This window comes from Desulfonispora thiosulfatigenes DSM 11270, from assembly GCF_900176035.1.
Taxonomy (GTDB): Bacteria; Bacillota; Peptococcia; order Peptococcales; family Desulfonisporaceae; genus Desulfonispora; species Desulfonispora thiosulfatigenes.
This window is the reverse complement of the sequence record NZ_FWWT01000016.1, coordinates 1-12,904: the sequence shown is the minus strand read 5'-3', so window position 1 is coordinate 12,904 and position 12,904 is coordinate 1. Positions and strand designations below refer to the sequence as shown.

The window sequence follows — 12,904 nt, the reverse complement described above, 5'->3', positions numbered from 1 at the left end:
GGTTTAGACATATAAACACCTTCTTTTCTTGGTTAGACTTTTGCCCCTTTGCCTTCCATGCTTGTTGATTGCCAATATGATTTTGCAAAAGCAGCAAATACACCAATCATAAGTCCCAATACTAGGGCAATCGCTACATTCAATGTTTTATTTGGAGATACAGGACTTTTACTTTCATAAGCTTTTGAAGATACTACGATAGCTGCTTCTCCTATATCAAAGGATTGGGCTAATTTAATTTCTTCTTTTTTTGCTAGTAATGCTTTAAATTTGTTACGTGCATTTTCTACTTTTAGGTCAATCATTTCAAGCTCTACTTGTTTATCTGCTGCAGCCTTTTGAATATTTTGATCATCCACTCCAGCTTTAGCCAACTCTGTTCGATATTGAGCCAAAACTTCTTTTAAGTTTTTCTCTTCTATTTCAAGTTGAGTTTGAATATAAGTTAAAGATTGATTAGTTTGTTTGGTTGCAAGTTCTGAGATAAAGCCGGAAAACTTAGTGGCTAAGGAATTGGCTATGTTAGCTGCTTGTTTAGGGTCCCTATCTTTAACCTTAATTGATAGTATATTTATCTTCATTTAAGGATAGATCTTTGATTACACTAGTTAAGATTTCTGGATTTTTTATTTGTTCCATATAACTTTGTAAATTTAGACGTGATTGATTAGATACAGAGTCAATTATTCCTTTAATTTGCTCTTCTCCAATTATATCTCCTTTAGGATCAGAGAGCATAACACTAATATTTCCATTTATAGAATTAGCATTAAGGTCTGCCACAATTAATTTAGCCTCTGCTTCATAGCTTGGCTTTAAAACAAAAAGACTAACTAAGGCAGTTAGTAAAACGCTTGCTAAGGTAATTGTCATAATCATCTTCTTGTTTTTTAATAAGATCTCGATTAGTTCTCGTAGTGATATTTCTTGTTCTTCCACGGGTAAACCTCCATATAAATAATTTCAATTTCGTTTCTAAAATTAGGAATTCAAATACTACTATAATTAGTGCACTGAAATGCAAAAAATAACGCAACATGTCAATTATATAGCTAATCTGTAAAAATTTCAATTTATTAGTTAATTTGGCTCGCACTTAAAAAAAGCCCGCTCAAAGATTCGGGCTTACTCACTCTTCACTTTAACAATCCAACTAGCTACCCAGCCAGTTTTCCCGTCTTGCAATTTAATTTGATACCAGCTATTTTGTTTAGTCACGATGCTAAATTCTTGATCTGGATAGATTTTTGTAATTATATCATATTTTTCGCTAGGTCCTGAACGCATATTAACATAGGTGTTCTTTTGAATAATCTGAGCTTTCTGAGGTTTTTGTTTTATTTCTTCGATCGGAATTTCTTTTATATCCTCAGGTGGCTTTTTATTTTCAGTTACAGGTTTTTTAGCTGGTTCTTTTTTTACAGGCTCTTCATTTACGGGTTTTTCGTTTGTTGGCTTTACATTAGCTGGATCCTCTGATATTGGTTCTTCGTTAACCTGATTTTCCATCTTTTCTAATATATCTGGAGTAATACTAGCAATTTGTTTGCCAGTAGCCCTACTTAATTCTTCTTTTAAAAGTCCTACTTCTGCTTTTAAGATTAAAATTTGATCGTTAATATTGGTCATGGCTGCCACTTTATTAGCTGTTTGTGTTTCTTTAAAGGCAGATGTCAAAAAGTTAAAACTAAATACTTCTTGGGACTGTTCATTAATCTTTGAGTGTCCAATATAAATACCGGCAAGCAAGGTCAAAATAAGTGCTGGAACAATTAATTTAGGTCTCATTTTATCACCTCTTTATTTTAACCCGTTATAATCTTCGACTATTATAATAAAACTTATATCAAGAATAGTATAAAATCGCAAATACGATAAATGGTATTAGAAAATTTATACATGATAATTCTAGATTATTAATATATCCTTTTATTTTTCGGCAACCTTTTCTCTCAGTTGTTCAGTGGTCTTTCTTTTACCCATGACGCCGATTTTTTGGGCTCCCCAAAGAATAAATAAAGAAACAAAGGCCAAGATTAACATTCCTTGATTAGTGGTCATTTTACTTAATAAAATTCCCACCACGCCTAAGAAAATATTAATTCCATAGATTGTAAGCACTGTTTGTTTATGACTTAATCCTTTATTCAACAGGCAATGGTGTAAATGTTCTTTATCTGCTTTAAAAATTGGCTGATTATTAATAAATCTACGCACTATCGCAAATAATGTATCAAAGATAGGTATTCCGATTATTAAAATAGGTACAAATACGGAAATTACCGTTATACTTTTAGTTAAGCCCATCATAGAAAATGCTGCTAGGTTAAATCCTAAAAACATTGATCCACTATCGCCCATGAAAATAGTTGCTGGGAAAAAGTTATAGCGTAAAAAGCCTATGGTGGAAGCTGCTAAAATTAAAGCCAGGCTTGCCATGACTAATTCTCCATGCATAAATCCAATAGCAGCTAGAATTAATGCGGCAATAGTTGAAACTCCACCAGCTAATCCATCTAATCCATCAATTAAATTAACTGCATTAGTAATTCCTACTACCCAAAATATGGTCACTGGCAAACTAAAGTAACCCAAGGAAAATGTATTACCAAAAATCGGGTGAGTAATAAAATCCACATCGACCCCAAATAAAGCAAGGACTAAGGCTGCTAGGATTTGCCCTAGTAATTTGATTTTAGGTGAAATATCTTTTACATCATCTAAAACACCGATAGCCACAATGATAGAGCTACCAAGGATTAAGCCTATAATTTGACTTGTTAATTCTTGCGTTAATAAAACCATAACCGTAAACCCTAAATAAATAGCTAAACCACCTAAGCGCGGCATTATTTTGCTATGTACTTTTCGGTGATTTGGCTTGTCAATGGCCCCTATTTTAAAGGCTAGTTTGGCCACTTGGGGTACAAGCATATAAGTGATAAAAAACGCCCCTATTATCATTAGCACCAAATTCATTATTAAGACTCCTCTGCAATTACAAACATTAATTCACCCTGTACTGCTAATTCTTCGCCGACAAATGCTTTGGCATCACATTTACCTACTTTGCCTCTTAACTTTGTTACTTCGATTTCAAGTCTTAATTGATCTCCCGGTACGACTTGTCTTTTAAAACGGACTTTGTCGATACCTGCAAATAAAACTAATTTCCCTTTATATTCTTCCATGCATAATACACCCACGGCTCCAGTTTGAGCTAGAGCTTCGACAATTAAAACCCCTGGCATTACTGGGAAATTTGGAAAGTGCCCATTGAAAAATTCTTCATTAGCACTGACATTTTTAATCCCGATTACTTTTTTGCCCGGGTCTAGTTCGATTATTCTATCTACTAAGAGAAATGGGTATCTATGTGGTAGGATTTCTTTTATTTGATTTATATCTAACATTTAAATTCCTCCAAACTTATTCAGTTTAATCTAGGGGCAGATAATTTATTATCAACGCTGCGCACGCTCAAACAGTTATAAGGAGGAGCTACGGCAGTTTTTGGAATTTGCCGAACTCGCTATCACTCAGACAGCGGTCAAATTCTTATCTAAAACAACCTTCGCTCTTTTTATTTAAGCTCGCTATTGCTTCGCTTTTGATAATAAATTGTCTTTAAGTAGTTCTTGCGCCTTCTCGGCTGGAATCAGCGCCCTTATTTTTAGTTCCCTGCTTTTGACTTTTAAGTCGCTGATAATGGTATCTTTTTGATCCCAGGCGGTTTGTATTTGCCCTGTTAATTTATTTTCTTTTAAGTTATTTATCTGTAATATATCATAAAATCCCAAACTTTGCATGAAACTATCTATTTTCGGGTCGTAGGATATGGCCACTATGGGCTTTTGGACTACGGCTCCCATGATTAGAGCGTGTAATCTCATGCTGACAATTAGGTCGCATTTTTTTAAAATACATAATGTTTCATAAGGAGAATAATTTTGCTTTAAGAGTACGGCTTCTTCTTTCATTTCTTTTAGCACTTCTCGTCCTGCGCTGATGTCGTCTGGAAAGTGCATTGGCAAGAATATTATTTCCCAGCCCTCGGCAGCAAAGTGATCACAAGTACGCGCGATAGCTTCGTAATTTTCCCTTTCGACTGGCCATTCTCTCAAGGAAACAGCCAAAAGCTTCTTATTAATATCGACGTTTGCTAGTTCTAAAAGTTCCTGTCCGATATTTTCATCTATTTCTTCGGCTTCATTTCCCAGAACAGGGTCTGCAGCTAGAATTATTTCCTGTTTAATTTTCATGTCCTCAAGGTCTTTTTTTGATTCTGTATCTCTAACAGTAATCGCTGCTACTTTATTTAAAATTATTCCTGTTAAGAGGCGATTTCTTTTGTCTGTTACCGGTCCTATGCCTTGAGAATAAATTAATATTTTTTTGCGCAAAAATTTAGCTATTCCTATTATGCCCAAATAATATAAAATACCATTTTTTGCTGGTCACATCCTGTAAAAGGCTGCCACCTCCGCTAATTACAAGGTCTGCTTCCTTTATTGCCGGATATATTTCCTTTACTTTCCAACGATTAATTGCTTTAACTTGATAGGCTTTAATGGTATGTTCTGGATTATTTGATAAAACGGTTATTTCTAAATTTTCATCTAAACCCCGTAAAGCTGCAATTATGGAATACAATACGGCTTCATCTCCAGCATTGTTAAACCCATAATATCCGCTTAGGATTACTTTTTTCATATATATACCTCATTTTGAGATTTTTATTAGTTAAAATACCCTTTTTTAAAACTGTTTTTAAAAAGCTGTCTTTTAATAATATCTTTTAATAATATCTTTTAATAATATCTTTTCATAATATCTTTTAATGCTAACTTTTAATGATAATTTTTAATACTGATTTTAATGCTTGCTATTTAATACTTACTATTTAATGCTTACTATTTAATGATCGCTATTTAAGAGCATCAATTATTTATGTGTGGTTAAATATTTACTAAACCATTTCCACATTATTATTAGTATAAACCCGATTATAATTCCTATCCATAATCCATTTAAAGAACGGATTGCGGAAATTAAAAACGGTGTGTGAATATGTGCATAGGTGTTTACAAGGGAAACTTGTCCAATTACTGCTGGAATTATTAATAGCCAATTCTTTTTGTTTAATCCATAATACAGTAATAATAAGGTTAAAGGGTGGCCTATTAAAAATTCTTTTGTCCTTGGTCTGACTCCTAAAATCTCCCGTAAGCCTTCTCTAATCTGGATTTCAAGCCCTGAGACCATATTTTCTCCGACATTACCTGTCCTAATTACATAAATTACCAGGAATAAAATACCGATAGCTGAGACAATAATAACCTTGTAAGTAAGTGCTTTATCCAGTAACTCTTTTGCTTTACTTAAACTATTTTTCCGGCTAAAAAGTAAGGCTGGAATAACCACTAATGGAATAATATGGGCTAATTTAACTCCTATAAACTGGTCAAGTTTTAACATAAATAGTTTATCTGATAATAACCCTACCATAAATAGGGCTCCTAAAAAGCTGATTGCTGATAATTTTAAAAGAGCAAAAATACTTGCTACTAGGTTTCTGCGTTCTTCTTTCATTACTTTTAAAAATGCTAAAATTGGGAACACCATGACACTTGCTAAAGCCATTAATTTTCGGGCTAAAATTGGGGATTTATAGTACAGCGCACCCCATACTAGTGCTCCTAAAACTATTTTTATTAATGCTAAGAAGGACAGATTAAGTTCTAATAAGATTAAAGCTGCGCCTCCTAGAACTCCTAGTCCAATGATTAGGATCATCCATTGGTAATATACCATAGAAGGGTAGCTCTCTGCCTTTTCAATGGTAAAGCCAGCGTGTTGTAAGTTTTCTTTTATATTTTGTAAGTAAGTCAAATTTGTCTCTAAAGCTTCAGCTGGATTTTCCATGCCAAAAAAGCGGACAAATAAAGTTCTAATATTTCTTTCGCTAACTGCTAGTTCAAAGCGTTCAATGAGTTCACGTGGACTTTTGGTAGCCATTTCGCCTGAGCTAATAGAATGAACTCTTACTGCATCTTTATTTAAGTAAGTAGCTAAATTAGTGATCCCTTTTTGGTTGAAAAACTCCACATCACCAATGGGTGCAATCGGAATGCCTTGCTCATTTTTTAATAATTCTCCTAGGTACTGAATTTTTGTCGGGTAACCGGGTACCTTTTCATCGTTAAAAAGAATAAAGCTTAAATTAGGAATGGATTTTATTTCATCTGCAACAAATTGTAAAGACTTGTCATTGACACCTTTCCAGTCCCTAATTTGTGGAACAATCATTAAATCTAGGTTGGCTAATTCAGTTAATTCTTCTGTATCAAAGCCAACACCATAAGAGTCAATATTTTCATAGATTTTTTCTTTTTCCTTGTCAGAATTAGGAATATTAATCGGTACAGCAATAACATTAATTTCCCCATTATATACCTTTATCCCTTTAAATTTTGCTGTTAAATGATCAATTATTTGTTTATTTAATTTAGGCTCATTTAAAGTAATAAAAAGATTAGCATCGCTTAAAGGAATGTCCCCAGCTAAGTAACTATAATCTGGTGCTGTTTTTAATTCTTCACCTTGATAATATTTGATTTTACCTGTTCTACGAAGGTCACCTAAACTAATTTCTTTTTCTAAAACACCAGTGATACCACGTTCTTTTAGCTTTGCGACTAAAGATTCTAGTTCTATATCATTTGCCTGAGCTAGTGAACTAAGCTCAGAAGAACTGACAATCATCTCTACATTTTTATTGTTTCTTTCATTGGTAACTCTTTGATTTAATATATAGAGAGAAGAAATAATCGACAAAGCAATAAATAAATAAGCTACAACCTTGATGTACCCTTTAGATTTCAAATTAACGCCTCCAATTTCGACATTTACTATAAAAGTTTACACTTGTATTTAAAGTACCACAGCGTGTACGAATGTTCAAGAAAAAAGAGCGACCCACGGCCGCCCTACACTTAAATTAAAATTGCTCATAAAACTTAAATGGATATTTGTTAGCATAAGCGTAGCAATAGCGAGTTTAAATAAAAAGAGCGCAGGTAGCTTTAGATAAGAATGGAACTGCTGTTTGAGCCTTAGCGAGTTCAGTCCATTCCTAAAGCTACCTGCGCTCCTTCCTTTTTCTTGTTCGAGCGTGCGTTGTGCCTGCTAACAAATATCCTTAACCTTTCATCCCATTAATAAATAGGTCTAATATCTTATCTGCTATCTCTTCTGGCTGATACGAAATATTTAAAAACATCATGGAATGGCCCATTCCAGCAATTGAACTTAACAAGAAATTGGCAGCAAGGCTAGAATCCAAATTTCTAAATTCGCCTTCATTAATCCCAGTTTCAATTATTACCTTTATCTCATTAAAATTATTATGATAAATATTATGCAACTGGACTTTTATCTTAGGACTTAAATCCATATTACAACTATGGTCCGCTTCCAGCCTCATGAATAAATTCTTAGCTTTATGCAGATGATAAAGATGATTCTTGATGATTATTCTAATTTTATCTGTAGCCGTATTTTGACTATCTAGATTTTGACCAAGACTATTAAAATATTTTTCAATGTACCATCTGTACATTTCTTCATATAAGTCTTTTTTACTTTTAAAATATTCATAAAGGGTGCCTTTGCCGACACCTGCTTTTTCAGCTATTTCTTCCATCCTTGCCTTTTGAAATCCTTTATTCCCAAAAACCTCATAAGCAGCTTCGATGATAATTTGGCTTTTAGTTTTTTCACACATAATTACATCGCCTCTGTATTCTTATCACCAGTAATAATTCTTGTAAAGAAGTTTTTGATCTTTTGCGCAAATGAATCTAAGATCGAATACACTACTGGGATTAAAATTAAGGTAATGATAGTTGAAAAACTAAGACCAAAGACAACTACTATCGCCATAGGTGCTGAAACTTCTGAACCTTCACCTATTCCTAGGGCTTGAGGTAAAAGGGCAAGTACTGTAGTTAGAGTAGTCATTAAAATTGGTCTTAAACGAGTTGGACCAGCTTTTAAAATTGCTTCTGTTTTTTCCATGCCACGACTACGTAATACACCGATATAATCCACAAGCACGATGGCATTATTTACTACGATACCGGCCAGCATAATTACCCCGATAAAGGAAATTACACTAAATGTTTTACCTGTTAATAATAATCCTCCCACTACCCCAATTAAAGTTGGTGGTAAGCTAAACATAATGATGAAAGGATATAATAATGCTTCAAACTGAGCTGCTAAGACCATGTAAACTAAAAATATTGCCATGATTAAAGCAAGTCCTAAGCTAGTAAAAGACTCAATCATGTCCTTATTTGAACCACCAAATTCTACTTGATAACCTGATGGCAGGGGAATTTCTTTTACTGCTTTTTGAATATCTTCAGTTACACTTTTTAAGTCTCTGCCTGCAATATCTCCAGTTATTGAAACGGTTCTTGATTGATCTACCCTGGAAATTGTTGTTGGTCCTGTTTCATATTTTAAAGTAGCTATTTCCTCAACTGGCACATTCACACCCATCGGGGATGAAACCATCAGTCTATTTAAATCATCAATTCTACCTCTGTCTTTTTCTGGTAAAAATACTTTAATATTTATTTCATCGCCACCGGTACGATATTTAGAACTTGTCGCACCTTGTAGCCCCATCCGAATTGCCCCAGATAATTGACTTGAAGTAATGCCATATAAACTTGCTTTTTCTCGATCTAAATTTACCGTTAATTCTGGCACGCCTTCTTCTAAGCTAGTTGTTATTTCTCTAGTTCCTTCTACGGTTTCAATTTTTTGTGCAAATTGTTCTTCTAAATTCTTTAAGACATCTAGATCATGCCCTTTAATTGTAATATCAATCGGAGAACCAGAGCCCATGGAACCACCTTCAGCAGTTACGGAAAGGGCTACTCCAGCAAGGTTTTTATTCTTTTCTCTAATTTCATCCATAATATCTTGGACACTTCTAGTTCTTTCTGTTAAAGGTACTAAATTACCTGTAATACTAATCATATTACTTCCAGAGCCAAAGTTTCCGGTAGCCATTCCACCACCACTACCTACACTCATAAAGATAGAATCAACTTCTTTAATTTCAGCAATACTTGCTTCCACCTGTGTGGCAATTTTAGATGTTTCTCCTAAAACTGTGCTATTGGGTAATTTTGCCTGTACAGTAAACATGCCATTATCTTGAGCCGGCATAAACTCCATTCCCACTTTAGGAATCAAAAAGGCACTACCCACAAGCCCGGCAATTGTCACTACTATAACGATAAACTTATGATTAATAGCCCATTTTAAATTCATACTATAAAAATTATCCAAGCCATCTAAAAACTTAACCCATAATCCTCCAATCTTTTGGAAGATATTTTTAGGTTTTTCTTTTTTAATATCAACTACTAAAAGCTTAGATGACAACATCGGCACTAGACTCAGTGCTACTAATAAAGAAGCAATTAAAGAAAATGTTACGGTTAAAGCTAAAGGCCTAAAGATTTGCGACGCTATACCTTCTACATAAACTATCGGTAAAAATACACAAATTGTTGTAATCGTAGAAGCTACCACCGCTGAACCAACCTCGGAAGCTCCTAGTTTAGCTGCTTCAAATCTGCTATAACCTTCTTCACGATAACGGTAGATATTTTCTAATATTACAATCGCACTGTCCACCATCATACCAATACCTAAGGCTAATCCTCCAAGAGACATCATGTTTAAGGTTAAGCCCGAAAAATAAATTAAGATAAAAGTCGCAATAATAGAAATTGGAATTGCTGTTCCAACTATTAAAGTACTTCTAACACTTCTTAAAAATAAGAATAGTACAACTACAGCAAGAAGGGCACCAATATAACCATTTTGCTTTACTCCGTCAATGGATTTTCTAATAAATTCAGCCTGATCCATTGCCATTTCTATTTTAATATTACCTGGTAATTCATTCTTTAAAGTTTCCAATTCCTCTTGAACAGCATCGGATACCTTTACCGTATTGGCATCACTTTGCTTTTGAATATTTAAAGAAATACTAGGCTGTCCATTTAAGAGCGAATAACTCTTTTGTTCTTCATAGGTATTTTTGATTTGCGCTAAATTCTTAAGTGCAATGGTTTCACCCGTTTTTAAAGGGATTAAGATTTCTTCTATTTCCTTGATCTCTTTAAATTCTCCCTTTACCCTTACAAGATAATCTTTTTTACCTTGTTCGACACTACCTACAGAAAAGTTGTTATTTTCTCCTCTGATAATATTAGAAATATCCTGAATACTAAGGCCATAAGCCTGTAACATATAAGGGGATACTTCTACCTGAATTTCCCTCGTTTTTCCTCCTGATACATCAACAGAGGCTACCCCTGCAATTCTTTCTAAGCGAGGTTTAATTTTGTTTTCTACTGTTTGTTTTACTTGGGCGAGATCTCCATCACCTGTTACACCTAGCATCATAATCGGGAACATATTTAAATCCATTTTAAAAATCATCGGCTCACTTACATCCTCTGGTAAGTATGCTTTGATGAAATCAACCTTTTCCCGCATTTTGATTGTATTATTATCCATATCAGTACCCCAGTTAAATTCTGTAATAACAACAGAACTTCCGAGCGTACTTTGAGATCTAACTGTTTTTACACCATTAATTGTGGATAATTGTTCCTCTAAGGGCTTGGTTACGAGTTTTTCCATTTCCTCTGGCCCCACGCCATCATACTCTACAATGGTCAAGGCAACAGGCACATCCATTTCTGGAAAAAGGTCTATTGCAAGCTGCGTCATAGACACTGCCCCTAGCATTAAAATTGCTAGGACAATCATGAATATTAAGACAGGTCTTCTAACGGATAAATCCGATAACTTCATTATTTATCACCTCGTTTAGTGACAACTACTTCATCACCATTCACCACGTCTTCATTACCATATGTGATTACTTGCTCCCCAACCTTAAGGCCTTTAGTGATAATAGTTTCATCTCCATTTGATAATCCTAATTCTACCTTTACAGCTACTGCTTTATTATCCCTCACTACAAAAACTTTGCTTTCATTTTCCCGGGTAATAATTGCTTGCGCTGGGATAATAATTCCCTTACTAATGCTATCTGTGATTAATTCAATTTCTGTATACATTCCAGATTTAATTTTGCCATCTGTGTTCGAAATATGAATAGTTACAGGATAAGCTTTGGCTTTTTCATCAATTAATGGGTTAATTGTCACAATAGTTCCTGTTAAGGGCTTTCCCCCTAAGGCTGGAATATACATTCTCACCTTGTGACCCAATTTTACTTTATTTATTTGCATTTCATTGATATTTGTTTTTACTTCTATAGTAGATAAATCCGTAACTACAGCTATTGGAGTTTGTCCGCTAGCCATGCCACCCTTTTTCGCGATAAGCTGAGTAACTGTGCCACTAATTGGAGTTGTCACAATCGAGTTATCAAAATTAAGATTTTGAGCATTTAGATTATTCTCTGCATTTCTTAAAGCGGTTTCACTTTGTTCTAAATTTATTTGAGGTAAAGCTCCACTTTCAAAAAGCACCTTATTACGCTCATAATTTTTTTGGGCATCTTCATACGCAATTTGCGCTGAATTCATTTGCACATCAGTAGACCTATGATCTAATACAGCAATAGTTTGACCTGCTGACACCTTGTCCCCTTCTTTAATATGAAGTTCAATAATCTTTTCCATCCCCATTGTTTTAGGGATTACTGATACTTCATCCTTGGCCTTGGTTACACCGCTTAAAACCAATGCTTTATTAAAATTACCTTGCTTTACTGCTACCGTTTCCACGGGGATTTTAGTCGTTTCTTCCTCTACCACTTCTTTTATTTCCTCTTTTTTCTCACAACCTATGGAAAAAATTAAGCTAGAAATAAGCAGAAGAATAATAGCTAGATTCTTTTTAGTCACGGATTGATTCTTTTTTTGCATTGTCTAATCTCCTCGTTATATAAATTCACCGACCGACCAGCCAGTCAGTTGTATTCATTGTAATATTTTGTGAATTTTGTGTCAACAGGTAAATACTTCGGAGCAAGATATTTTACTGCACTAAATTCGTATTGTAGCTTATATAGAAAAAAGGCGACCCTCCGGGCGCCCCACAATTTTTACAGTTTAATTTACTCTTTTAAAAATACTTTATTTTTCAAGTTCTCGCTTAATTTTCTTAACCTCTTCTAGGGTTAGTTCAGATATTTGAGCCACTTGTTCTAAAGGAATGCCGAGTTTTAACGAATTTTTAGCTGTTTTTATTTCTCCTTCTTTGATTCCCTTTTGTATGCCTTTTTTAATTCCTCTTTCTTCTATTTGTTCTAATATACCCATGGTAACATCCCCCTTTCCGTCTAATTTTCTTATTTCTTCTCGTATGTCTTCTTCTTTTAGTTGGCTATTTGTAAGTTCGATGTATTTTAAATATATTTCTCCGTAGTAAATTAATGTATCTAATGATTCTTCTTTTTCTGCTTCTTTTATAGCTAATAAAAATACCCTTAATACTACTTCAAGGTTTTCTTCAAAGGCATATTTAAATGCCTTTAGCATCATTGCCGTTAATTTTGTGTATTTTTCAAAATCATTTTCTTCATATTCTTTTATATTAATAAGTTCATGTTTAAAGACAGGTACTCTTTCTTTAAAATATTCTGGTAGGTCATGAAATCCTGGAATCATTTCTCGTAAATCTGTTTTTAAGTTCCATTTTTCTTGTTCCATTGATATATTACTATTGGAATAATTATGGGTAATTCCTTTTACCTTCTTTTTTAACCTATTGTTCGTTCCAGAATTCTAAAATATATTATGCACTTGGAATATGGTTAATTTGTCTTTATATG

Annotated in this window: 12 protein-coding genes; all 12 read right to left on the bottom strand. The window is 34.0% G+C overall.

Features of this window, described 5'->3' with window-relative positions; all coding sequences use genetic code 11:
• Positions 1 to 32 precede the first annotated feature (32 nt).
• The 12 genes from B8965_RS05600 to B8965_RS05545 all read right to left on the bottom strand — a co-directional run bounded on the left by B8965_RS05600 (position 33) and on the right by B8965_RS05545 (position 12,782).
• Positions 33 to 581 (bottom strand): GNVR domain-containing protein, encoded by a 549-nt coding sequence (locus B8965_RS05600; RefSeq protein WP_084052877.1) that lies wholly within the window; start codon positions 579 to 581, stop codon positions 33 to 35.
• Positions 556 to 939, bottom strand: coding sequence for a Wzz/FepE/Etk N-terminal domain-containing protein (locus tag B8965_RS05595; protein ID WP_084052876.1), 384 nt, complete (start codon positions 937 to 939; stop codon positions 556 to 558). Before B8965_RS05595 ends, B8965_RS05600 begins: the two co-directional genes overlap by 26 nt.
• A 186-nt stretch (positions 940 to 1,125) precedes the next feature.
• Positions 1,126 to 1,788, bottom strand: a complete 663-nt coding sequence (locus B8965_RS05590) for an SH3 domain-containing protein (protein WP_084052875.1) — start codon at positions 1,786 to 1,788, stop codon at positions 1,126 to 1,128.
• A 141-nt stretch (positions 1,789 to 1,929) separates the two neighbouring features.
• A complete protein-coding gene (locus B8965_RS05585) occupies positions 1,930 to 2,979 on the bottom strand; it encodes an MraY family glycosyltransferase (protein WP_084052874.1) in 1,050 nt (349 codons plus the stop codon).
• Between the two features lie 2 nt (positions 2,980 to 2,981).
• Positions 2,982 to 3,413, bottom strand: a complete 432-nt coding sequence (fabZ, locus tag B8965_RS05580; protein WP_084052873.1) for a 3-hydroxyacyl-ACP dehydratase FabZ — start codon at positions 3,411 to 3,413, stop codon at positions 2,982 to 2,984.
• A gap of 183 nt (positions 3,414 to 3,596) precedes the next feature.
• Entirely contained in the window at positions 3,597 to 4,403 is an 807-nt protein-coding gene (locus B8965_RS05575; protein ID WP_159446279.1) for a polysaccharide pyruvyl transferase family protein, read from the bottom strand.
• A gap of 4 nt (positions 4,404 to 4,407) precedes the next feature.
• A complete protein-coding gene (locus tag B8965_RS12935) occupies positions 4,408 to 4,713 on the bottom strand; it encodes a polysaccharide pyruvyl transferase family protein (RefSeq protein WP_084052871.1) in 306 nt (101 codons plus the stop codon).
• Between the two features lie 231 nt (positions 4,714 to 4,944).
• Positions 4,945 to 6,885 (bottom strand): DUF5693 family protein, encoded by a 1,941-nt coding sequence (locus tag B8965_RS05565; RefSeq protein WP_084052870.1) that lies wholly within the window; start codon positions 6,883 to 6,885, stop codon positions 4,945 to 4,947.
• A 316-nt stretch (positions 6,886 to 7,201) separates the two neighbouring features.
• Positions 7,202 to 7,786 carry a TetR/AcrR family transcriptional regulator gene (locus B8965_RS05560; protein WP_084052869.1) on the bottom strand — a complete coding sequence of 195 codons (585 nt, stop codon included), beginning with the start codon at positions 7,784 to 7,786 and terminating at the stop codon, positions 7,202 to 7,204.
• Between the two features lie 2 nt (positions 7,787 to 7,788).
• The gene (locus B8965_RS05555; protein WP_084052868.1) at positions 7,789 to 10,911 is read right to left on the bottom strand and encodes an efflux RND transporter permease subunit; all 3,123 of its coding nucleotides are present in this window, start codon (positions 10,909 to 10,911) and stop codon (positions 7,789 to 7,791) included.
• Positions 10,911 to 11,996, bottom strand: coding sequence for an efflux RND transporter periplasmic adaptor subunit (locus B8965_RS05550; protein WP_084052867.1), 1,086 nt, complete (start codon positions 11,994 to 11,996; stop codon positions 10,911 to 10,913). The genes B8965_RS05555 and B8965_RS05550 overlap by 1 nt, the downstream gene beginning before the upstream one ends.
• Positions 11,997 to 12,206: 210 nt before the next feature.
• Positions 12,207 to 12,782, bottom strand: coding sequence for an RpnC/YadD family protein (locus B8965_RS05545; protein ID WP_084052866.1), 576 nt, complete (start codon positions 12,780 to 12,782; stop codon positions 12,207 to 12,209).
• Positions 12,783 to 12,904 lie beyond the last annotated feature (122 nt).